This window comes from Noviherbaspirillum sp. Root189 (assembly GCF_001428545.1).
GTDB lineage: Bacteria > Pseudomonadota > Gammaproteobacteria > Burkholderiales > Burkholderiaceae_D > Noviherbaspirillum.
This window is the reverse complement of the sequence record NZ_LMHZ01000012.1, coordinates 319,911-342,797: the sequence shown is the minus strand read 5'-3', so window position 1 is coordinate 342,797 and position 22,887 is coordinate 319,911. Positions and strand designations below refer to the sequence as shown.

The following is a 22,887-nucleotide window of genomic DNA, read 5'->3' as shown; positions in this document are numbered from 1 at the left end:
GTCTTTGTTCTCCGGCTGCCTGCTCGCGTCGTCATTCCGGTCGTTGGCCGCTTTCTTGGCCACACATCGGCATGCCGGCAGACTGGTTGCGCCGGCAGGCAGTACGTCTGGCGGTGAGATAGTCATGATCGGGTATTCATGTGCCAGAGTGTCACCAGGTGCGATCGAAAATAAATGCGGACTCAAAACAGGCTTTCTTGTTTTTATTGATAGGGACGTTGATATTTCATCCAGAATGCTAAAGAAGGTTTATGACAAGATGATGATGCGAGGAAACCTTTTTGGGCGGTGCGACTGACGTGGCATTGGAAAACACACCTCGCCAGCACGTTGCTCAAAGGGTGAAAAATTAATCCACTGCAACCCCTATTCGGCGTCAGAATATCTCTGCTATAATTTCGTGCTTTGCGGTGCTAGCCCGCCGCAAGACGACCAAGACGGAGAGGTGGCAGAGTGGTCGAATGCGCTGGACTCGAAATCCAGTATACGTTTATGCGTATCGAGGGTTCGAATCCCTCCCTCTCCGCCAGAATACGAAAAAGCCCTTGAGATTACCTCAAGGGCTTTTTTATTGCGTGTCGCCGCCGCCTGTTTTCATTTCATGGCAAATCGGATCCTGCCGGACTGGCGGCCAGCATCGTCAGGGCTTCCATGGCTTGCTGCGGTTCACAGTTCCTCCGCGTCACACTGAACTGCATCTCGGCCATATCCAGCGTCGGCCCTCGTAGCTCAGCACCTAGAATCCGACGCATTTCACGGTGCTCTTCGTGCCTGCTTAAATTCGATTCGTGAGACATAACCGCCTCCAGAAAATGTGCAATCGCAGCCCGGCGGACGCAGATTGCGCCCTGCAACTTCATCGGACTGCCTTGCTGTGTATAGATGAGTGGCTTGAGGAAGCCGAAGGGTTCCGCGGAAAGTCAAGCTGGTTGTCCCTCAGTGCAAAAGCCAGACAGACAGAGTTTGCCAGCCAGGGCAAATGTGGAAGGAACAGCGAATTTATCGCATCAAGCTATCGCATCAATCGCGCCAGTTGGGCAACGGTGTCATTGGCATCCATGATGCGAGCGGCATCCAGGGCGGTAAGACCGCTTGCATCACGTGCCTGTATATTGGCGCCGCGTGCAATCAGCAGGTCGACCACGGCGGTGCGATTAAACATTGCCGCAAGCATCAGTGCCGTCTTGCCGCCCGGCGCAGCGCCTTCGACATTGGCACCGCGATCGAGCAGGAGCTGCACAACACGCAAATCGCCCTTGTATGCTGCACCAGCTAAAGGCGTCTGTCCCTGGTCATTATGAAGTTCAGGGTCGGCCCCGTGCTCAAGCAGCGCCTTCGCCGCGTCGAAATGCCCGTGATAACACGCCAGCATCAGCAAGCTGTCGCCCTTCTCATTGCGCAGATTGGGTGGCACACCCTGATCAAGCAAAGGGGTGAGCGTCGCGGCATCCCCGGCGCGCACCAGCTGGAATATCTTCAACGCAAAATCAAGCGTCTCCTGGTCCATGACCTTGCGCTCGCCGATGGCATCGGTTCCTGTCGAGTGTTGCATGTGGGTCCTTTCATTCCAGGCTGCAGCAATACATCAGTCAACTGCAACCGCTTGGATAGGAAAATGCGCATTCCGCACACTCCTGCATAGATGGTATCGGCGCGCTACCCGCACGCCGATACATGGACTTGACTTACTTACTTAACACTCGCCGGCTCGTCAGTTCGTGCCTGTGCTTCCTGTTGGCCGCTGGTGTACGTCGGCCCGGCGCGACGCTCATGTGGTGCTGGTTTGCCGGGCAGCGGCGGTAGCGCCTTGGCTTTCTCCAGGTCGATGCCGGCGACTTGTGCGACGCGACGGCCATAATCTTCATCGCAATGCCACAGGTGCCAGACCATGCGCAGCTGAATTGGCTCCGGACATTGCTTCAGGTCGCCGCCGATATTGGCGATCAGGTCCTCGCGTTCCCAGTCCTCGAAGCTGCGATAGCGGTCGCCCGCCTGCTTGTAGTCGTCCGTGGTACGCGAAGTCTGGTAGCGGCCAAGGTGACCTTCAATCCACTGGTGATACTCCTTTGCCGGTTTTGGTGCTTCCTGCAGGCCCCCGAGTACACTGGGCTCGTAGTTGATGTGTTTGTTCTCGCCACCGCTATCGACGTAAAAGGCCATCTGGGCATCGCGCTGGTTAGTGCGCGCACGGGCAGCTTCCTGAGGGGCGTTGATAGGTAGTTGCAGGTAATTCGGGCCGACGCGATATCGCTGCGTATCGGAGTAGGACAGGGTGCGTCCCTGCAGCATCTTGTCGTCCGAAAAGTCAATGCCGTCGACCAGCACACCGGTGCCGAATGCCGACTGCTCCGTCTCTGCAAAAAAGTTGTCGGGATTACGGTCAAGTACCATGCGTCCCAGCGGCAGCAATGGAAACTGATCTTCAGGCCAGCGTTTGGTGTCATCCAGCGGATCGAAATCCAGTTCAGGATGATCGCCGTCGGCCATGATCTGCACGCAGAATTCCCATTCCGGGAAATCGCCACGTTCGATCGCGTCATAGAGATCCTTGGTCGCGTGACCAACGTCGCGTGCCTGAATTTCGGCTGCCTGCGCACTGGTCAGGTTACGCACGCCCTGTTTCGGTTGCCAGTGGAACTTCACGAGATGTGCAACGCCCTGGTCATTTACCAACTTGTAGGTATTGACGCCGGAGCCTTCCATTTCGCGATAGTTGGCCGGAATGCCCCATGGGCTCTTGACCCAGGTCACCATGTGCAGCGCTTCCGGCGACTGCGATACGAAATCGTAAAAACGCCATGGCTCCTGCCGATTGGTCACGGGATCGGGTTTGAATGCATGGATCATGTCGGGAAACTTGATCGCATCACGAATAAAGAAAACCTTGAGGTTATTACCGACGAGGTCCCAGTTACCATCGACGGTCTTCAGTTTTACCGCAAAGCCGCGTGGATCACGTGCCGTCTCCGGCGAATCCTTGCTGCCGATCACTGTAGAGAAGCGGACGAAGACCGGAGTGCGTACGCCTGTCTGGGTCAGGACTTTTGCGCGCGTATATTTCTCGGCAGGTTCATTGCCGATCTTGCCGTAGGCCTCGAAATAACCGTGCGCACCTGTGCCGCGCGCATGCACGACACGTTCGGGAATACGCTCGCGGTCGAAGTGCGTGATCTTTTCAATGAACTGATAGTTTTCTAGCGTGGCCGGGCCGCGCTCGCCAACCGAGCGCAAGGCCTGGTTGTCGTGGACGGGGTGCCCCTGCCGGGTGGTAAGAGTGGGTCGCTGGTCGCTCATGACGTTCCTTTCGGGTACGGAAATGGAGGTGTATGGACAAAATGATAGGGCCGACCCGCGTGTAAGGATATTTGATAGTTCTTATGCGTTTAATAGCGTTCTTGTCGGAAATCAGTTTTGTGCAAACATCCTACGCATATACAGGCTGGAATACAGGCTGGATCAGAGCCGGAGAGAATGAGAGAAGCACAACTCTTAAGGGTTCCTGTCACATTGTCTAAACCGCCATCAGCAGGCGTTCTGCCATATCATTGCCTTCTTGTAAGAACAAGACCAAGCGCAACGGCTTACCTCATCACGCCCGCGATCAAAGTTTGCCCAATCGTCGCGCATTCGCCGTCGCGCGCGAATGAATTGGCTTAAGTCCATGCTGCGCGACACGCGCCATATTTCCGGAGAGACTGGTCGCCGCGGTCAAAGGGACAAGGAAGCCGCGCATCAACCTGGCTTGCCCTCCTGCCGTCAGGACAGAAGCAGGTGCGGCCGCCAGTGCGAACAGGCTTGTGACGCCAGTCATGTACTGTCGAAAGGCGGTCGAAGCCATTTCTATCTGTAGTGCAAACATGCGGTTAATAACTGCTTGCGCCGATTCAGCCGCCGCCTCGAGTTTTTCTTGTCCCATCAGGGTGAACTCCTTGCGATCGCGCGCATTCGGCACAGGCCCCGCCATTGCCATGCGACTGGTACGGTGGCCGATCACCTGCGACGAAGCGAATAGCATTTCGCTGGTTTTGAAGCCCAGTTGCATCCATACGAGCAAAGGGTTGGCGTGCGGGTAGCGAAGACGCTGGGAAGACATGCTGACTCCTGTCCAGGAAGGGTGAGGGTGAAGGTGACGTACGTCGGATCGTTCGCGATGTCGGGCCGTGAAGCGCTTTCGACGGTAAAAATTCGACGGACCGTTTGAATTTGAGTGATTGCACAGGCGCTAAGTTCGTTAAAATCAAGTTGTGGTGCGCTATACCGGAACATCGCTCAATGGTAGGTGGTCCGATCGATATGGCGGGCGGTCATGACGGTGCCATGCACCACGATCAAGGTAAAAAGTTTTTGCCCGGAATAAGCGTGCACCATGAAGCTGCACCGTTCCCTATATGGCAAAACAATAGGGCAACATGGAAACAGAAAAACAGCGGCATCGAGCCGACTCGTGACAGGAATGGGGAACATACATGTTTGCTGCGGTAGATCTTGGGTCCAATAGTTTTCGCATGCATATCGGCAGGCACGACGGTAATGCGATCCGCATCGTCAAGACGGCGCGCGACCCGATCCGTCTGGGGGCCGGCCTCGATGCGGACGGCAATCTGACCGGGCAGGCCATGCAAGCCGCACTGAACTGCCTGCGCAACTTTCGGGCCATACTCGACGACTATTCGCCCGACGCAGTACGCGTGGTGGCTACCAATACCATGCGCATCGCAAAGAACGCCGCGGATTTTTTGCCAGCGGCGGAAGAGGCCATCGGACACACCATCGAAATCATTTCCGGTGAAGAGGAAGGACGGCTTATCTACATGGGTGTGTCGAGTGCGCTGGCCGCGCCCGATGAGCGCCGGCTGGTGATCGACATCGGCGGCGGTTCTACCGAACTCATCCTCGGTCATGGCACGGAGATCCGGCATGTCGAATCGTTCAGCATCGGTACCGCACGGCACAGCGAGTCATTCTTCGGCAATGGCGTACTGGGTTCCGCCGCCTTTACGGCAGCTACCCTGTCCGCACGTTCCTATTTCGAAGATGCGGTCATACCCTATAATTCCAGCCTCTGGAGCGCCGCCTACGGCTCATCCGGCACCATCCGTGTGATGTCGGATGTGATCGCCAAAAATGGTATTGGCGATGGCCGCATGTCGCTGCTTAGTCTCGAAGCGCTGCGTGACCGGCTGATTGCTTTCGGTCACGTCAATGCAGTCAATCTGCAAGGCGTGAAACCGGAGCGCATCATTGTCATGGTAGGTGGGCTGCCCATCCTGATCGGCATCATGCAAGAGATCGGTATTACTGCAATAACAGCAGTAGATGCGGGACTGCGCATGGGGGTGCTGTGGGATCTGCAGTTGCGCGGCACTCGGCGCGATCGTCGCGAGCAATCAGTCATCGAATTCATGCGGCGTTTTCAGGTCGACCAGAGCAGAGCGCATCGCGTTGCCAGCACGGCGGCCGCGCTTTACACGCAACTCAAACCCAGTTCGGATACCTATGCCAGATATTTGTACTGGAGCGCGCTGTTGCATGAAATTGGCATGGCGGTGTCGCATACCGGTTATCACAAGCATGCCGCCTACATGGTCGACAATGCTGACATGCCAGGCTTTACCACCCGTGAACAGCGTTTGATGAGCACTCTGATCGTTGCGCAAAAGGGCAATCTGCGCAAAGTGCGCGAGTCGCTTGACGACAGCGATTTCGCCAAGGCGGTGCTGGCATTAAGAATGGCGGCGATGCTGATGCACTCGCGTATCGAAGCCGATGTCGCTGAACTGAAAATCCGGATGAAAAGCCGTATCGAGCTTGAATTGCAAAAATCCTGGCTTGCCCGGCATCCCACCGTGTCGTATTGGGCGGATAAGGAGCGCGGCTTCTGGAAGGAAGTCGACATCGACTTTAGCGTCCGGGTCTTGTCCTGACGTCGATGCAGACTAATGTGAGTGCCTTGCAAATGATCAGAACATCAGACCGCTGCCTTTCTTGAACAAGGCGATATCGAGATAGGACGAAAGGCGATTGCTGTTGGCGCCAGCCGTAATCGTCATGCCGCCGAGATCGATGCCACCCTCTTGCGCGGCCAGTTCCTGAAGCGCATTGCGCGGTCCGCGTTTGGACTGCTGCAAAATCTTGACCAGTGCTTTGGCCGCAACAAAACCTTCCAGTGTCAGTGTCGACAGCGACTCATCGCGATACTTGCGCATCATGTTCATGTGTTCGACCTGCAGCAACGAAGTCCCTGCGTTCGGATTCGGCACGACCTGTGAAAAGACGGTCCATTCCACCGCCTGCGGGCCGGCGAGTTCACGCAGCGTAGCGAGATTGGTCAGGGACGTGCCGGCGACAAACGTCTGCTTGTCGAGCTTGCGATATTCCCGCAGGAAGAGCGCCGTGCCGATGCTATCCGCGACCACCAGGACGAAACCCGGCCGAGACGCGGCAAGTTTTTCCGCTTCCATGCGAATGTGTCCGGCTTGTGCGCTCTGGATGCCGATACGCACAGTCCCGGTCAGCTTCATGCCGTGGTCGCGAAGTTCCACAGACAGGTTTTTGTAAGCTTCCTGGTTCGACGGCGTGTCCTGAAATACAAGTCCGATCTCTTTCATGCCAAGCTTGCCGAAGTGGCTGAAAATATGCTGGAGTTCCTGGCGATAACTGGGTCGCCAGAACATCACGCGTGGATCACGTGTGTGGTCCACTGCCGCCAGTGGAGCGAAGAGCACGAGGCCACTGCGCCGGAAAGCATTGGTGTTCAGCACAGCTTCCATGCTTGCGTCACCGACGCCACCCATCAGCACATCGGACTGGCCGCGATCCAGCAATTCAGTCGCCGCCTCCGCGGCGAGGGCCGCCTGTCCACGGTCGTCACGCACGACATACTGGATTTTTCGTCCGCCAATGCCGCCAGAGGCGTTGACCATGTCGAAGCAGGTCTTGATGCCGGCAACATAGTCGCGCCCGATGTCGGCGTTGGGGCCGGAAAGATCAATGACCTGACCGACGATAATCGGATTGGCACCGGCGGCAAAGGCAATTGAAGACACCGTGAGGGCCAGGCTAAGGCTGAGGCTTTGTATCAAGTGCTTCAGGTGCATAAGATACGGAAGGGCTGGGTGCATGAAGAGATATCCGGATGAATGATTCGGCCGCTATTCTTGCCATTGAATATGACGCTGTGATGAATGGATATATATGAATGGATAGTTGTAAGCAATTCAGCTTTCACGGCGCGTAAATAGAGGGAGTTCCAAGGCGAGAAGGGATCGCCTTGGAACTTCATGGCTGGTCAGCTTTTTATGCGCGACGCGCTTGGTCTGCGTAATCGTCGTTGCCGGGGCGTGCATGCGTAATACGCGCTTGCCTTGTCATGGGGAGCACGGCGGTCGGTGTCATGACCGTTGTGGAAGGGAAAACGGCGAGATCCTGCTCCGGCTTGTCAAGCCGGAAAACCGACACAGCCTGCGTAAGCAATTGCGTCTGCTGCTGCAGTTCCTGCGCGGCGGACGCGGCCTGTTCGACCATCATGGCGTTACGCTGGGTCACTTCATCCATTTGGGCCATCGCCTGGTTGACTTCTTCAATGCCGAGCGTCTGTTCGCGGCTGCCCGCGGCAATCTCGTTCATCATGCTGGCGACCCGCTCGACGGAGGTCACGATATCGGTCATGTTGGTTCCCGCCACAGCGACCAGTTCGTTACCGGTATCGATCTCGCGTACCGAGTTTTCGATCAGTGTCTTGATCTCTCGCGCCGCTTCGCCGGAGCGTTGCGCCAGTGCGCGAACCTCCGCTGCCACGACGGCGAATCCGCGTCCGTGCACGCCGGCGCGTGCGGCTTCGACCGCCGCGTTTAGGGCGAGCAGGTTGGTCTGAAAAGCGATGCCGTCGATGACCTGAATAATGTCGATGATCCGGCAGGAACTCGATTTGATGGAGCCCATGGTGTTAACCACGTGTTCCACCGCTTGTCCACCGCGACGCGCGACATCCGCGGCATTCGTCACCAGTTGATGCGCGTGACCGGCATTTTCTTCGTTTTGCCTGACCACGGCGGTCAGTTGTTCCATCGAACTTGCGGTTTGTTCGAGTGCGCTCGCCTGCGACTCTGTGCGTAAAGCCAGTTCGGCATTGCCGGAGGCAATCTCTGTCGACGTCAGATTGATCGATTCGCTACCACCGCGCACATTTGTGACCAGGCGCGAGAGACCGACGACCATATCGCCGAAGGCGTTCACCAGATGGCCGATCTCGTCGCGTGCCTGCGAGGTGATATGGCGGGAAAGATTGCCGGCGGCAGCGCCGGCAACTACCTCTTCAAGAAGGCCGATTTCGCGGGTGAAGGATACATAGAACCCGGCGAGAAGGAAGGTGGCGGTGGCAAGCGCAAGCGCAAGCACAAACGCGATCCAGCGTATTCTGGCGGCATGTCGGTCCAGGCGTTGCGCGAGGAGAGTATCCAGTTCCACCGACGCGGTTGCGGCCAAGGCATGCAAACCATTGATGGCATTTGCACCTGCGGTAAAAAAATCCTTCCCTGACGTCTGATTGTAGGAATTCAGGACTTCCGCCTGGGCACGTTCCAGGAAAGCGTGGGTGCTTTCCATTACATTCCCTTGTGCGGCCAGGCGTTCCCGCAATTCCGGATGTTCACGAAAAATGGCGTCCAGTTTCAGGGGAACCTGCTCCAGGTCCCGACGCACCACCATGACCGTTGAGTTCAGCAACAGGTCTTCGTTTGCCTCGAATAATCCGGTATCGATATAGACCGCGCCCCGTCCGGCAATCTGCGCGATTGCTTCAGCGATATCGGGCAGGGTATCGGCAAAGATATGTGCCAGATACTGGCCACCCAATTCCGGGTCGAGCATGAGTCCTGACTTGTCGGCAGTGAGTTGCAACAGCTTTTTCAGCCGGTCCAGTAAAGCGGTCTGTGCGGCGTAGGCTTCCTTCGGCTTCATGCCGGCAAGTTTGCCGTCAAGTGCGAGCCATTCCCTCTTGGCGGCCAGCAATGCTTCTTCAGCTTCCTTGCCCCCGACACCGGCAAGGTGAAGCGACGTGACGCGCTTTTCGAGTGAGGACTGCAGGTCCGCTGTCTGATCGATGACGCCGGCATTCCCGGACAAGGCCATATGACGCAGGCCACGCAATTTCTGTAAATCGCTTACCGTATCCGACAACATGCGGACTGCTTTTACGCCAACCCGCTCTTTTTCAATCGCCTGCATGGACTGCTGTAATTCGACAAACAGCAAACTGGATACCAGCAACATGGGCAAAAGAAACAATGCTGCTACCAGCATGAATTTTGGCAGGAGACGCAGACGGTCCATGACAACAATCGCCGGCGCAAGAAGAGGAGTGACGTTCATTAACTTTTTCACATTTGTTGATTTGTGACAATTCTGCTGCTGGATTGTGACAGCGTGATGAACTCGGACGGCGGATGCGACCAAGAGCAAAAAACCAGATGAAATGTGGCTAAAGTTGCATAAGCAAAATATTTGATATAAATTGTTTATACTATTATTTACATAGGAGAGGTCCATGGCAAAAACTCCCGCATCCCCGTCTACACCTACTGTCAAACCGCTTGCTGCCAGTTCGGTCAAGAGCAAAAGTCCTCCACAGAAAATGCCGGCTGAAGCGATTCAGCCACCGATCCCGGTGGCAAGTTCGGCACCGCTGACCAAGCCGGTGGCGGAGGTGCAGGAAATGGCGCCGAAGGATGCTAAGGCAGAAAAGAAGCGCACAGGTAAAGTTGCCAGGGAAGAGGGCGCCAAGCCTGGTGAAACCAGGGAAAAGACCAAGAAAACCAAGCTGGTACGGGATAGTTTCACGATGCCCGAGGCAGAATATGCGGTGCTCGGCGACGTGAAGAAGACCTGCCTGAAAGCCGGAATCGCAGTCAAGAAAAGTGAATTGCTACGGGTTGGCGTCGCACTCATCCGCCAGCTCGATACGGCGAAACTAAAAGAGGAACTCGACCGTTTGCCAGTGCTCAAGGCCGGTCGCCCAAAGAAATCGAAAAGCGCCTGACCAGGATTCCCGCTTCCTGCGGCTTGCTTTCCTGAACGGTCCCTGTTGTCAAATGTGAACCAATCGCATCATCCGGTGCTCGAACCGGATGAAATTCGAAGGGACGCTCAGCAACCCTGGGGACGTACCAGTCAATGCAAGAACAAGAACAGGCAATTCAATTAAACAAGACAAGACGACTGGCAACCGGCCTGCTGGTCGCAATGGCGGTGCTGTTCGTCGTGTCGCGTCTGCTGCAGCCGCGTTATCACTACCTGTCCTTCGTATCGGCCTTTGCCGAGGCAGCGATGGTCGGCGCACTGGCTGACTGGTTTGCGGTAACGGCGCTGTTCCGTTCGCCGCTTGGGCTGCCGATCCCGCATACCGCCATCATCCCCCGCAACAAGGACAGGATCGGCGACAGTCTGTCAAACTTTCTCGAGCATAATTTCATCACCCAGGAAGTCATTCGCGAGGAATTGCGCGCGATCGATTTTTCCGGTGCGGCGGCTTCCTGGCTGTCCCAGCCGGAAAACAGCCGGTCGGTATCCCGGCAGGTAGTGCGCAGCGTTCCGAGCCTGCTGAAAGTGGTCGAAGATGAAGACGTGCGTCAGTTCATGCAGAACCGGCTTTCTTCCGCACTGGAGAACACTAAATTTGCGCCAGTGCTTGCCGAGATTCTTACGGTGCTGGTCGCCAGCGGGCATCACCGCGCCTTGTTTCATCACATGATCGGACTAGCCGCCCGTGCCCTGGAGCATAACAAGCCATATATCCGCTGGAAAATCCATGAGCACAGTCCGCGCTGGATGCCCAAGGCATTCGATGAAAAACTCTATGTACGACTGCTGGAAGCGGTGCAAAGCACGCTCGATGAAATGCGGGATGAAGACAGCGAATGGCAGACGCGTTTCCAGAACCTGGCAAATGAATTCATCGAGCAACTGCGCACCTCGCCGGAATACGAGGCGAAAATCGATGCGGTGCTGAGCGATATCCTGAATCATCCCTTGGTGCGCGATTACACGCTCCATGTCTGGCATGACGTTAAGTCGCGCCTGATTGCGGATGCCATGTCACCCGATTCGCAGATGCGCGCGAAACTCGACCAGGCAGTCAGTGCATTTGCAAACGAACTGCTGCGCGACCAGAAAGTACAGAAGAAACTCAATCAGTGGATACGCATATTCGCGACCGAAACCATTGTCGGCCGCCGGGAAGACATCGCCGATCTCGTATCGCGCGTGATCCGTAAATGGGATGCCGAAACCATGTCGCGCAAACTGGAATTGCATGTGGGCAAAGATCTGCAGTACATCCGGATCAATGGCACGATCGTCGGCGGCCTGGTTGGCCTGGTGTTGCATGCGATTACCTTGCTACTGTGGAGCAGCGGTGCATGAGCTCGCGAGCGGCGGGATCGAATGGATCAGTGCAATCCGGAGAAGGGGAAGTACAATGAATTTGATGATATTTTTGGCAGGATGAGCCGTTCGAAGGAGGTCAAGATGCTGACGCACATGAAGCAAATGACAAACCCGCGATTTTCAACGCTCCTTGTATTTCTCGCGTTCGATATTGTTTCCGCAGGCGCGATGGCCGCAAGCGGTGCCAATGCGAATGACATACAGGCTCGCTATCAAACCGAATCCGCGGCGTGTCGCCAGATCCCGGTTGCGGAAGAGCGGACGACTTGCCTGCGGGAAGCGGCTGCCGCGCGTAATGAAGCACTCAACGGACAACTCAGCGATGCGCAGGAAGTCTATGAGCGAAATGCGCTGGCGCGTTGCAATGCGTTGCCGGCAGCGGATCAGGAAATGTGCAGGCGCCGTACGCGCGGTGAAGGTGTCGTGAGCGGCAGCGTTTCCGAGGGCGGCGTTTATCGCGAGTATCGGCAAATCACCATGCCGGACGCTGTACAGATCGAAACTGTAGTTGTGCCGTCTGCGCCAACCAGCGGTCAGTAAAAGCGCGAAGCGCTTGCGGCTTAGCGTGAGCGTTCCCGCTAGTCTCATTAGCCCCCGATCGTTCCACGAGGTCCACAAGTTCCACGAGTTCCATCATTGGAACGCGCCGAGACCGCATATTCCGCTGAAACATTGCGGGTGACGGACAGTGCCTGGTATGGCTATGGCGTTACGGCAGTTATTTGCCCGCCAGATCGGCCCCCAGCACCACCCTGATGTAATTTGCCTCCGCTTCGTCCGCCGCCTTCTGCGCGATCCAGACGATGCTTCCCTTGCGCATCACCCAGTCTTGTTCGGTGCCTGCAATCAGCAGTGAGGCGACGTGTCCAAGGGTAGGCTGGTGTCCGACAATCAATACCGGTTCACGACTTGAAGGCCATTTGGCGGCTTCAAGAATCGCTTCGGCAGTCGTGTCGGTCGCCAGTGATACATGGGTCTTGAATTTGCGGCCAAGCGCTTCGGCTGTCTGCACGGTACGAATTGCGGGACTCGCGAGAATGCGGCACTCGGACGGCAGGTTGCGGTCCAGCCATTCCCCCATTTTGGTTGCCTGCTTGCGACCTTTCGCGGTCAGTTCACGCGCCGCATCGGGCTTGTCCACGTCATGCGGTTCGGCTTCGGCATGTCGCCACAGGATCAGGTCCATCGCATTCTCCTTAGCCAGGCGTGCCCAGCAGTTGTGCCAGATATTGTTGTGCGCAAAACGCTTGCTGCTTACCGCGCGGCTTTCGCCTGTGATACTTGCCATCGATCCCCAGTTCCCAGGCATTCACGTTATCCTTGAGATAGGGATTGAGTCCGTGGGTAATGACTTGTTTTTTCAATGTTTTGTCGAGTACGGGAAAGGCAACTTCGACGCGTCGGAACAGGTTGCGATTCATCCAGTCCGCACTGGCGAGATACACATCATGCGCAAGGCCGTTGCGGAAATAATAAATCCGGCTGTGTTCCAGGAAGCGGCCGACGATGGACCGCACGCGAATGTTCTCCGAGAGTCCGGGCACACCGGGGCGCAATGCGCAGGCACCGCGAATGATCAGATCTATTTTCACGCCGTCTGCCGAGGCCGCGTAGAGTGCGCGAATCACCGATTCATCCAGTAAGGCATTCATCTTGGCGATGATGCGTGCCGGCTTGCCTTGGCGGGCGATATCGGCTTCATTTTTGATGGAACGGATGATTTCCTTCTGAAGCGCAAACGGGGCCAGCCACAGGTATTGCAGATGTTTCGGTTTTGTCAGGCTGGTCAGGTGAATGAAGATTTCATTCACTTCGGCAGTCAGGGCGGGATGCGCAGTCAGCAATCCGAAGTCGGTGTAATGCTTGGTGGTGGTCGGATGATAGTTGCCGGTCCCCAGATGGGCGTAGCGATGCAACTCGCCACCTTCGCGTCGCAATACCAGTGCCAGCTTGGCATGGGTCTTCAGGCCCACAACGCCATACACCACCTGGGCGCCGGCACGTTCCAGCTTTTCAGCCCAGTTGATATTGGCTTCTTCATCGAAGCGGGCCATCAGCTCGACGATGACGGTGACTTCCTTGCCGCGGTGAGCAGCGGCAATCAGCGATTCCATCAGGTCGGAATTCATGCCGGTGCGATAAATTGTCTGCTTGATTGCCACCACATTCGGGTCGAGCGCAGAGCAACGAATGAATTCGACGACGGGCTGAAACGACTGAAACGGGTGGTGCAGGAGGATATCGCGCTGCCTCAGCATATTGAAGGCGTCGCCATCGCCCAGGGTTGCCGGCATGCCCGGCTGGAAAGGGGGGAAGTGCAGGGAAGCTTGCTGGACGTTATTGATGAGCTCGAGCAGGCGCACCATGTTGACGGGTCCGTCGACTGCGTACAGCCTGCTTTTGTCGATGGAAAACTGGTTGAGCAGGAATTCTGCCAGATGCGCCGGACAATTCCGTGCCACTTCAAGCCGAACCGCAAAGCCGAACTGGCGGCTCTGTAATTCCGTGCGCAGCGCCTGCCGAAGATTCTTCACCTCTTCCTCATCGACCCACAAGTCACTGTTACGCGTGACACGAAATTGCGAATAGGCAACGACGTTCCGGCCGGTGAACAGATCCGTGATATGCGCGTGGATGATGGACGACAGCAGGCAGAAGGCCACGCCTTTTGAGGACAGGTGATCCGGCAAGCGAATGACCCGCGGCAGCACACGTGGTGCCTTGAGGATGGCGATCGCCGTACCGCGCCCAAAGGCGTCCTTGCCGGAAAGCTCGACAATAAAGTTAAGACTCTTGTTCACCACTTGGGGGAAGGGATGGGCAGGGTCGAGGCCGATGGGGGTCAGTAACGGGCGGACCTCACGTTCGAAGTAATCCTTTACCCAGGCACGCTGCGCTTCGTTGCGATCCTGGTGCCGCAGCAGGTGAACACCATTCTCCGAAAGTTGAGGAAGGATTTCCTTATTCAGCAGCGCATATTGGCGCTCGATGATCGCATGGCATTCCTCGCCGGTGCGATCAAGCGTCGCGGCCAGCTGTGGCGGCAGCGCCTGCGCACCCTCCATCCGGTTATGCGCAAGCAGGCTGGCAATCCTGACTTCAAAAAACTCATCCAGGTTACTGCTGACAATACATAGATAGCGCAGGCGTTCCAGCAAGGGAATGCTGCGGTCTTCGGCTTGCGCCAGTACGCGCCGATTGAACGCAAGTTGCGACAGTTCCCGATTGAGATAAATGCCGGTCGGTTCTTTGATAGCGAGTTGCTTTGGAGGATCATCAAGACGCAGGGTTTTCTTATTCATGCCGGTAAACCATTCTTCGGGTCATTTTTCCGGAGTGTAGAGGTCGAATATGACAAGTTCATGACAGGAATTTTGATCATAAGGCAATTTATGACATGTCTTTTCGCCAGTGTCATAAACCTGTCACAATTGTTGGCTACAGTTCGCCCTGTCTTCTTTTGACAAACCTCATGGAGCAGCTATGCGACTGAACAAATTCCTGAAATCGGCAGCTATCGCAGCCGGTAGCGCCATCCTGTTTTCCTCCGCAATCGCCGCCGACATTACCGGTGCAGGCGCAACTTTCCCCTATCCAATCTATGCAAAATGGGCCGAAGAATATAAAAAGGCCAGCGGCAACGGCCTGAACTATCAGTCCATCGGCTCCGGCGGCGGCATCAAGCAGATCAAGGCCAAGACCGTGGACTTTGGCGCTTCCGACATGCCGCTGAAAGCCGAAGATCTGGACGCTGCTGGTCTGATGCAGTTTCCGGCAGTCATGGGTGGTGTCGTACCGATCGTTAATCTGGAGGGCATAACCCCGGGCCAACTGAAGCTGACAGGTCAGGTAGTCGCCGATATCTATCTGGGCAAGATCACCAAGTGGAATGCCCCGGAAATCGCTGCGCTGAATCCTGGCGTCAAGCTGCCGACGGATGACATTACCGTGGTCCACCGCGCTGATGGTTCCGGCACGTCCTTCCTGTTCACCGATTACCTGTCCAAGGTTAATCCCGATTTCAAGGCCCAGGTCGGTGCGGGCACCGCAGTCAAGTGGCCGACTGGTGTGGGCGGCAAGGGCAATGAAGGTGTCGCAGCGAACGTACAGCGTATCAAGAATTCCATTGGCTATGTCGAGTATGCCTATGCCAAGAAAAACAAGATGTCGCACACCCAGCTGAAGAACCGCGATGGCCAGTTCGTTCAGCCTGACGACGAAACCTTCAAGGCTGCTGCTGCAGGTGCTGACTGGGCCAAAACTCCTGGTTTTGCGGTCATCCTGACCGACCAGGCAGGCAAGACAAGCTGGCCGATCACCGGCGCGTCCTTCATCCTGATGCACAAGAACCAGGTGGACACCGCCAAAGGCAAGGAAGTCGTCAAGTTTTTTGACTGGGCATACAAGAACGGCGGCGCAATGGCCGCGGAGCTCGATTACGTCGCGATGCCATCCGCTGTCGTCAAGCTGGTGGAAGAAGGCTGGAAAGCGCAGCTGAAAGACGCTTCCGGCAAGGCGCTCTGGTAATCGCTCAGCTAAACGCCAGCAACTTGCCTCTGTCCAGTACGTTCAACGACTGCACCGGATGCCCGAAAAAAGGGACTCCGGTGCAGTCTCCATTGCCCGCAAGGGCATTCGCCCTATGAACGCAAATTACTCCACGATCGTGGCGCCTCTTTCCGACGAATCGCAGCGAGCCCGCGAAAGGGAAGCCGCCGAAAAAGCGATGGGTTCGACCATGCGCAAGCAGCGGATCCAGGATTTCCTGTTCCACAAGCTGACGCTGACCTTTGCGCTGAGCGTGCTGGTTGTGCTGCTCGGTATTATCGTATCGCTCATCATCGGTGCCTGGCCCGCATTCAAGGAATTCGGACCGGCCTTTATCACGACGGTCGAGTGGGATCCGGTCAACGACCAGTATGGCGCACTGATCGCCATCGTCGGCACCCTCGCCACTTCACTGATTGCCTTGCTGATCGCGTTCCCCATCAGCTTCGGCATTGCCCTGTTTCTGACGGAAATCTGCCCGGCACGCCTGCGTCGTCCCTTGGGTACCGCCGTGGAATTGCTGGCCGGGGTGCCAAGCATCATCTATGGCATGTGGGGCTTGTTCGTGTTCGCGCCCCTGTTCGGCGATTATGTGCAACCCTTGCTCAACAAGACACTGGGACAGCTACCCGTCATCGGTCAGCTGTTCAAGGGGCCGACGATGGGCATCGGCATCCTGGCCGCCGGCATAATCCTGGCCGTGATGATCATTCCCTTCATCGCCTCGGTGATGCGCGATGTATTTGAAATTGTTCCCGCAGTGCTGAAGGAGTCTGCGTATGGGCTTGGCTGCACACGCTGGGAAGTGGTGCGCAAGGTGGTGCTGCCTTACACCAAGACCGGAGTCGTTGGTGGAGTGATGCTGGGACTTGGCCGCGCGCTCGGTGAAACCATGGCCGTCACTTTCGTGATCGGCAATGCGCATAAGCTGTCGTGGTCGCTATTCGCCGCGGGTAACAGCATTGCGTCGACACTGGCCAACGAATTCGCCGAAGCGGAATCAACGTTGCATGTGTCGTCGTTGTTCGCCCTGGGCCTTATTCTGTTTGTCATCACGTTTATTGTCCTGTCCGCTGCCAAGCTGATGCTGATGGGCATGGCGCGCAAGGAAGGAGCCAAATCATGAATCCAGTCTATCGCCGCCGTCTGCTGGCGCACCGCATCGGCATCGCGCTCTCGATTACGGCCATGGCCGTAGGCTTGCTGTTCCTCTCATGGATTCTTTTCACGCTGCTGATCAAGGGCTTCGGTGCCCTCAGCTTAACGATGTTCACGCAGACCACGCCCGCACCGGGCAGTGATGGCGGCGGACTGATCAATGCCATCGTCGGCAGCTTGCTGATGGTTGGTGCGGCGACGCTGGTGAGCACGCCGATTGGCATACTTGCCGGTATTTATCTGGCTGAATACGGCGAGGAAAGCTGGCTGGCGCAGATCACGCGCTTTGTGACCGACATCATGTTGTCTGCGCCGTCGATCGTCATCGGCCTCTTCGTCTATGCGATTTACGTGGCGAACGTGAAGCACTTTTCCGGCTGGGCCGGCAGCTTTGCGATCTCGCTGATTGCGGTTCCCGTGATAGTGCGCACCACGGACAACATGCTCAAGCTGGTGCCGAACAGCTTGCGTGAGGCGGCGTTTTCTCTTGGGGCACCACGCTGGAAGGTCGCAATGATGGTGCGCTTGCGTGCGGTCAAGGCCGGCGTCGTGACGGGCGTGCTGCTGGCGATTGCGCGTATTTCCGGTGAAACCGCGCCGCTGTTGTTTACCGCGCTGAACAACCAGTTCTACAGTGCCAACATGAATGCGCCGATGGCCAACCTGCCTGTCGTGATCTATCAGTTCGCGATGAGCCCGTACGACAACTGGCGCGAACTGGCATGGGGCGGCGCCTTATTGATTACTTTCAGCGTGCTGGGATTGAACATCCTGTCGCGTACTCTGTTCAGCCAAAAGATTCCGAACTGACATGATGAATTCAAATACTGCAAGCCTCGCGAAGACGATGGAAATTTCCGGCCTGAATTTTTACTATGGCAATTTTCAGGGCCTGAAAAACATCAACCTGAATATCTACGAAAAGAAGGTGACAGCCTTCATCGGCCCGTCTGGTTGCGGCAAGTCCACGCTGCTGCGTACACTCAATCGCATGTATGACCTGTATCCAGGTCAACGCGCCGACGGCAAGATCATGTACAACGGACGAAATGTTCTCGATCCAGGGCAAGACGTCAACATGCTGCGCGCCAAGGTCGGCATGGTGTTCCAGAAACCGACCCCGTTCCCGATGTCGGTGTACGAAAACATCGCCTTCGGCGTGCGCCTGTATGAAAACCTGTCCAAGGGCGAGATGGACGAGCGCGTCGAATGGGCGCTGAAAAAGGCTGCGCTGTGGGGTGAGGTCAAGGATAAACTCAACAAGAGCGGGCTCAGCCTGTCCGGCGGTCAGCAGCAGCGCCTGTGCATCGCGCGCGGCGTGGCAGTCAAGCCGGATGTGCTCCTGCTCGACGAGCCGACTTCCGCGCTTGATCCGATTTCCACGGTGAAGATTGAAGAACTGATCAACGAGCTGAAGCAGGATTACACGATCACTATCGTGACGCACAATATGCAGCAGGCGGCGCGCTGCTCGGATTACACGGCCTACATGTATCTGGGCGAATTGGTCGAATTCGGCGAGACCGACCAGATCTTCATGAACCCGGCAAAGAAAGAAACGCAGGACTACATTACCGGTCGTTTTGGCTGATGCTGTCGCCACAGCCACCCCTGTTTTTGCATTGATGAACCCATAGGAGAACCTGATGCCAGGCGATCACTCTTCAAAACAATACGACATGGACCTCGAAGCGATCCGCTCCAAAGTCCTATTGATGGGCGGCCTGGTGGAAAGCCAGTACGCCGACGCCATCGCCTGTTTTCGCAGCGGTAACATCGCACAAGCCGAGCAGGTGATCAAGGCAGACGAAAACGTCAACAAGCTGGAAGTCTCGCTTGACGATACCTGCAGCCATCTGATCGTGAAGCGTCAGCCGGCGGCAAACGATTTGCGTACCGTCATGGCGACGCTGAAGGTCATTACCGATCTGGAAAGAATCGGCGATGAGGCGACCAAGATTGCACGCACTGCAAAAAATCTGTATGAGCGCGGCACCGTGGGTGTGCTGAATCATTATGAATCGGTACGCGTGCTTGCGACCAGCGCTGCGGATTCGCTGCATGATGCTCTCGATGCTTTCGCCCGTCTTGACGACAGGCAGGCGGCGCGCATCATTTCCCAGGACGAAGCCATCGACCATGAATTCCGTGCCATCACGCGTACAATGATCACGTTCATGATGGAAGATCCGCGTACGATTTCCGCTGCCCTGGATACGCTGTGGGTCGCCAAGGCGATCGAGCGGATTGGCGATCATGCAAAAAATATTGCCGAATATGTTATCTACGTGGTCGAAGGCAAGGACATCCGCCATACCGACTATGTGTACACCAAGCTGGATAGCGCTGTCTGAATATGGCCGTAGATAAAACCACCATACTGATTGTTGAAGACGAACCGCCGATTATTGAGCTGGTGACGTTCACGCTCAAGGAAGCCGGCTGGAATACAGCGGCGGTCCATACCTCAGCGGAAGGCTGGGAGTACATGCAGCAGAATGCGCCTCAGCTGGTACTCCTCGACTGGATGTTGCCCGACCAGTCGGGCCTTCGACTGTTGTCGCGCATCCGTTCAGACCGTCAGTTGCAGGGCCTGCCGGTCATCATGCTGACCGCAAAAAGCATGGAAGAAGACAAGGTCGCGGGGCTGGACAATGGCGCAGATGATTACATCACCAAGCCGTTCTCGCCGCGCGAGCTGACTTCACGCATCAAGGCCCTGCTGCGCCGCAAGAGCCCGGAACACGCACAAAGCGCAATGGCCGCCGGCCCTGTCACGCTCGATCCGGTCAGTTGCACAGTGACGCTCAATGAGCAGAAAATCGACATCGGGCATGCGGAATTCAGGCTGCTCAAGTTTTTCCTTGCGCATCCCGAGCGCGTGTTCTCACGCAGCCAGTTGCTCGACAAGGTCTGGGGCGACCACGTCGCCATCGAAGAGCGCACCGTCGATGTCCATGTCCTGCGGCTCCGCAAAGCATTGAAGGAAGCCGAATCGCTGATCAAGACCGTGCGTAGTGTAGGCTATATGCTGTCTGAAAAATAAAACACGCTTCACATGAATCCTCGCCTGCTTTTCTGGATCCCTGCCGTCCTGCGCCTGGCGCTGATACTCGTCGGTGCCGGCGTGGTCTGGTATTTCTTTGGGCTGGTCATGGGGCTCACCGCAGGCGTGCTTGGATTATGCGGGATGCTGGTGGTGCAGCTGCATTACCTGTTCCAACTGTCGAACTGGCTCGACCACCCGAGCAGCTCGCGTTTGCCGGACGGGTGGGGCGCATGGACGGATATTTTTTCCCGTTTGTACAAATTGCGGCGCGACGACGAACGCAATCAGGCGGAGCTGGCTGAATGGCTGGCGCGCTTCCGGCAGGCCATGAGCCTGTTGCCGGATGGCGTCGCCATCATGGATGACGTGCTGTTCCTCGAATGGTGCAACACGGCGGCGGAAAAGCATCTTGGACTGCAGCTTGAGCGCGACAAGGGGATGCGCGTGACCAACCTGGTGCGCAGTCCGGAGTTCATCGATTACATCATCCTCGGTCGGTATGAGCAGCCGTTGACGCTTGCGGTGCGCGACCGTAAGCTCATTGTCCAGATTATTCCTTTTGAAAACCGGCGCCAGATCCTGGTCACCCATGACGCGACCGAGTCCGACCGCATTGAAATGATGCGACGTGATTTCGTTGCCAATGCATCGCATGAATTGCGCACACCGCTCACCGTCATCAATGGCTTTCTTGAGATTGCCTGCAGTCAGCCCAACCTTGAGGTGCAGACCCGCCTGTCGCACCTGAAGCTGATGGCGGAGCAGGGGCAGCGTATGCAAAACCTGGTGGAGGACATGCTGACGCTGACGCGGCTCGAATCGATCGATTATCCGTTGCGGCCTGAACGGGTAAACATCCACGTCCTGCTCGAGCAAATCTTGCAGGATACCCAGGCGTTGTCCGGCGGGCGCCACGAGATTTTCCTCGACATCGACGGTCCGGACATCAAAGGCGGCACGGAGGAACTGCGTAGTGCCTTCGGCAACCTTGCGACCAATGCGGTTCGATATACCCCGCAGAACGGCACCATACGTCTGTCCTGGAAAATGAAGGAAAGCGGCCCGCAGTTTGCCGTTCAGGATAATGGTATCGGCATCAAGCCTGAACATATCGCTCGCCTGACCGAGCGTTTCTATCGCGTCGACAAGAGCCGCTCACGTGAGACCCAAGGAACTGGACTAGGCCTGGCCATTGTCAAGCATGTGCTGCTGCGGCACGATGCATCACTTGTGATTGATTCAGTGCCGGAAAAGGGCAGCACCTTCATTGTCAGGTTTCCACTCAAGGCCGTTTGCGAAGCGCCGGCTGAAAAGCTGATCGGGGCCTGACCGCAGTGCGCGGCAAGGCCCCGATGGTTGTTTTGGCGGCCGGCTATCGGCTCTGCTTACTTCTTACTTATACCCGACACGATCCAGGATCTTTTGCGCGGCGATCTGGTTTTTGCCGATGGTGGCAATCGAAACGTTCTCCGCCTTGAACTTGCCCATGGCGTCCAGTGTCGGATTAGCCGCGACCGCGGTCTTCACGACTGGCCACTCGTTATTTCCATTGGCGAAATAGGCCTGCGCTTCATCACTCGCCAGGTATTCAAGGAACTTGACCGCCGCATCGCGATGCGGTGCATTCTTTGCCACGCCGCCACCGGAAATGTTCAGGTGTGTGCCGGAGGTGTTCTGGTTTGGCCAGAGAAAGGCGACCTTGCTCATCAGTTCCTTGTCCTCCGGTTTGGTCGAACGCAGCAGACGCGCATAGTAATAGCTATTGGCGACCGCCACGCCACATTCGCCCGTGCCGACGCCTTTGATCTGGTCAGTGTCGCCGCCCCGCGGAGGGCGCGCGAAGTTGGCAACCACGCCTTGTGCCCATTTTTCAGTGGCAGCTTCACCGTTACGTTCAATCATCGAGCCAATCATCGACAGCATGTAGGGATGCGAACCGGAGCGTGTGCAGACCTTGCTCTTGTTCTTGGGATCGGCCAGTGATTCGTAGGTAGCGACATCTTCCGGCTTCACGTTCGCCTTGTTGTAGACGATGATGCGAGCACGAGTCGAAAAGCCGTACCACTCTGAACCTTCGCCATCGTTCTTGCCACGCAGGTTGCCGGGAATACGCGCGTCCAGCACCTTGGACTTGACCGGTTGGAACAATCCTTCGATCTGAGTGCGCCAGAGACGTGCCGCATCAACCATCAGGATAACGTCAGCCGGACTATTCTTTCCCTCGTTGCGCAAACGCTCAAGCAGAGGGCTGTCTTCGGCTTCGATGCGATTGATCTTGATGCCAGTCTGCTTGGTGAAGTTTGAATACAGCTGTTCGTCGGTCTGGTAATGGCGCGACGAATACAGGTTCAGCACTTTTTCCTGCGCCTGGGCGGAGAAGGCTGCAGCAATGGCGATTGCGGCGACAACGAGGTTCTTTTGCATGACACCTTTCATCATGGGTCCTTGATTAAATAAGTACTCAATATGTCAAGTATAGCTTTTTGACGAAATAATAGGAATCATTCTCATTCCAGCTTGATGGGAGAGTTTTGTCGATGGGCTACAATGCGGACTTGTTTTCTTGTTCCCAGCCCGGCCAACATGCCAACGTGACCATTTCGATGTGCCCGCGCATGCTTCCCGTTTGCTCTCCAGCCCCGACTTCTTTCCATGATCCGCATCCGCCATAGCATTCTTGTCTGCTGTTC

The 22,887-nt window shown here is 56.4% G+C and carries 20 protein-coding genes and 1 tRNA gene; 12 read left to right on the top strand and 9 right to left on the bottom strand.

Annotated elements, in window-relative coordinates:
• The first annotated feature begins 439 nt into the window (after nucleotides 1–439).
• Nucleotides 440–529: transfer RNA gene (locus ASE07_RS09420), tRNA-Ser, on the top strand.
• Between the two features lie 70 nt (nucleotides 530–599).
• Here ASE07_RS09420 and ASE07_RS09415 read toward each other — a convergent pair.
• The 4 genes from ASE07_RS09415 to ASE07_RS09400 all read right to left on the bottom strand — a co-directional run bounded on the left by ASE07_RS09415 (nucleotide 600) and on the right by ASE07_RS09400 (nucleotide 4,093).
• Entirely contained in the window at nucleotides 600–860 is a 261-nt protein-coding gene (locus ASE07_RS09415; RefSeq protein ID WP_057290531.1) for a hypothetical protein, read from the bottom strand.
• A gap of 152 nt (nucleotides 861–1,012) precedes the next feature.
• The gene (locus ASE07_RS09410) at nucleotides 1,013–1,552 is read right to left on the bottom strand and encodes an ankyrin repeat domain-containing protein (protein WP_057290530.1); all 540 of its coding nucleotides are present in this window, start codon (nucleotides 1,550–1,552) and stop codon (nucleotides 1,013–1,015) included.
• A gap of 137 nt (nucleotides 1,553–1,689) precedes the next feature.
• On the bottom strand, nucleotides 1,690–3,294 hold the full coding sequence (locus ASE07_RS09405; RefSeq protein WP_057290529.1) for a catalase: 1,605 nt from the start codon (nucleotides 3,292–3,294) through the stop codon (nucleotides 1,690–1,692).
• Between the two features lie 307 nt (nucleotides 3,295–3,601).
• Nucleotides 3,602–4,093: a polyhydroxyalkanoate granule-associated phasin gene (locus ASE07_RS09400; RefSeq protein WP_057290528.1), complete on the bottom strand. Its 492-nt coding sequence runs from the start codon at nucleotides 4,091–4,093 to the stop codon at nucleotides 3,602–3,604.
• 373 nt (nucleotides 4,094–4,466) lie between these two features.
• Between ASE07_RS09400 and ASE07_RS09395 the strand changes: the two genes are divergently transcribed.
• Nucleotides 4,467–5,924: a Ppx/GppA phosphatase family protein gene (locus ASE07_RS09395; protein WP_057290527.1), complete on the top strand. Its 1,458-nt coding sequence runs from the start codon at nucleotides 4,467–4,469 to the stop codon at nucleotides 5,922–5,924.
• A 36-nt stretch (nucleotides 5,925–5,960) separates the two neighbouring features.
• On the opposite strand, the gene ASE07_RS09390 is transcribed toward ASE07_RS09395, so the two are convergent.
• The gene (locus ASE07_RS09390) at nucleotides 5,961–7,121 is read right to left on the bottom strand and encodes an ABC transporter substrate-binding protein (protein WP_235548404.1); all 1,161 of its coding nucleotides are present in this window, start codon (nucleotides 7,119–7,121) and stop codon (nucleotides 5,961–5,963) included.
• Between the two features lie 175 nt (nucleotides 7,122–7,296).
• Complete coding sequence (locus tag ASE07_RS09385; RefSeq protein WP_057290525.1) at nucleotides 7,297–9,369, bottom strand: methyl-accepting chemotaxis protein; 2,073 nt, start codon at nucleotides 9,367–9,369, stop codon at nucleotides 7,297–7,299.
• A gap of 175 nt (nucleotides 9,370–9,544) precedes the next feature.
• Between ASE07_RS09385 and ASE07_RS09380 the strand changes: the two genes are divergently transcribed.
• The 3 genes from ASE07_RS09380 (at nucleotide 9,545) to ASE07_RS09370 (ending at nucleotide 11,982) form a co-directional block, all read left to right on the top strand.
• The gene (locus ASE07_RS09380; RefSeq protein WP_082584036.1) at nucleotides 9,545–10,036 is read left to right on the top strand and encodes a hypothetical protein; all 492 of its coding nucleotides are present in this window, start codon (nucleotides 9,545–9,547) and stop codon (nucleotides 10,034–10,036) included.
• A gap of 134 nt (nucleotides 10,037–10,170) precedes the next feature.
• Nucleotides 10,171–11,418, top strand: coding sequence for a DUF445 domain-containing protein (locus ASE07_RS09375; protein ID WP_057290524.1), 1,248 nt, complete (start codon nucleotides 10,171–10,173; stop codon nucleotides 11,416–11,418).
• Between the two features lie 117 nt (nucleotides 11,419–11,535).
• The gene (locus tag ASE07_RS09370; protein WP_156396495.1) at nucleotides 11,536–11,982 is read left to right on the top strand and encodes a hypothetical protein; all 447 of its coding nucleotides are present in this window, start codon (nucleotides 11,536–11,538) and stop codon (nucleotides 11,980–11,982) included.
• Nucleotides 11,983–12,160: 178 nt separating this feature from the next.
• Here the strand turns inward: ASE07_RS09370 and ASE07_RS09365 are convergent, their stop codons facing one another.
• Nucleotides 12,161–12,628 (bottom strand): SixA phosphatase family protein, encoded by a 468-nt coding sequence (locus tag ASE07_RS09365; protein ID WP_057290522.1) that lies wholly within the window; start codon nucleotides 12,626–12,628, stop codon nucleotides 12,161–12,163.
• Nucleotides 12,629–12,638: 10 nt separating this feature from the next.
• On the bottom strand, nucleotides 12,639–14,744 hold the full coding sequence (gene ppk1 / locus ASE07_RS09360) for a polyphosphate kinase 1 (protein WP_082584035.1): 2,106 nt from the start codon (nucleotides 14,742–14,744) through the stop codon (nucleotides 12,639–12,641).
• A gap of 181 nt (nucleotides 14,745–14,925) precedes the next feature.
• Here ppk1 and pstS point away from each other — a divergent pair, with 181 nt between their 5' ends.
• From pstS to phoR, 7 genes are all read left to right on the top strand, one after another.
• A complete protein-coding gene (gene pstS / locus ASE07_RS09355) occupies nucleotides 14,926–15,969 on the top strand; it encodes a phosphate ABC transporter substrate-binding protein PstS (protein ID WP_057290521.1) in 1,044 nt (347 codons plus the stop codon).
• 115 nt (nucleotides 15,970–16,084) lie between these two features.
• Complete coding sequence (pstC, locus tag ASE07_RS09350; RefSeq protein ID WP_057290588.1) at nucleotides 16,085–17,116, top strand: phosphate ABC transporter permease subunit PstC; 1,032 nt, start codon at nucleotides 16,085–16,087, stop codon at nucleotides 17,114–17,116.
• Nucleotides 17,113–17,958 (top strand): phosphate ABC transporter permease PstA, encoded by an 846-nt coding sequence (gene pstA, locus ASE07_RS09345; RefSeq protein WP_057290520.1) that lies wholly within the window; start codon nucleotides 17,113–17,115, stop codon nucleotides 17,956–17,958. Before pstC ends, pstA begins: the two co-directional genes overlap by 4 nt.
• Before the next feature lies 1 nt (nucleotide 17,959).
• Complete coding sequence (gene pstB, locus ASE07_RS09340; RefSeq protein ID WP_057290519.1) at nucleotides 17,960–18,739, top strand: phosphate ABC transporter ATP-binding protein PstB; 780 nt, start codon at nucleotides 17,960–17,962, stop codon at nucleotides 18,737–18,739.
• A 55-nt stretch (nucleotides 18,740–18,794) separates the two neighbouring features.
• Nucleotides 18,795–19,502 (top strand): phosphate signaling complex protein PhoU, encoded by a 708-nt coding sequence (gene phoU / locus ASE07_RS09335; RefSeq protein ID WP_057290518.1) that lies wholly within the window; start codon nucleotides 18,795–18,797, stop codon nucleotides 19,500–19,502.
• A gap of 2 nt (nucleotides 19,503–19,504) precedes the next feature.
• Nucleotides 19,505–20,194 carry a response regulator gene (locus ASE07_RS09330; protein ID WP_057290517.1) on the top strand — a complete coding sequence of 230 codons (690 nt, stop codon included), beginning with the start codon at nucleotides 19,505–19,507 and terminating at the stop codon, nucleotides 20,192–20,194.
• A gap of 12 nt (nucleotides 20,195–20,206) precedes the next feature.
• Complete coding sequence (phoR, locus tag ASE07_RS09325; RefSeq protein WP_057290516.1) at nucleotides 20,207–21,526, top strand: phosphate regulon sensor histidine kinase PhoR; 1,320 nt, start codon at nucleotides 20,207–20,209, stop codon at nucleotides 21,524–21,526.
• A gap of 63 nt (nucleotides 21,527–21,589) precedes the next feature.
• Here the strand turns inward: phoR and ASE07_RS09320 are convergent, their stop codons facing one another.
• Nucleotides 21,590–22,621 carry an extracellular solute-binding protein gene (locus ASE07_RS09320; protein WP_057290587.1) on the bottom strand — a complete coding sequence of 344 codons (1,032 nt, stop codon included), beginning with the start codon at nucleotides 22,619–22,621 and terminating at the stop codon, nucleotides 21,590–21,592.
• Between the last annotated feature and the right edge of the window lie 266 nt (nucleotides 22,622–22,887).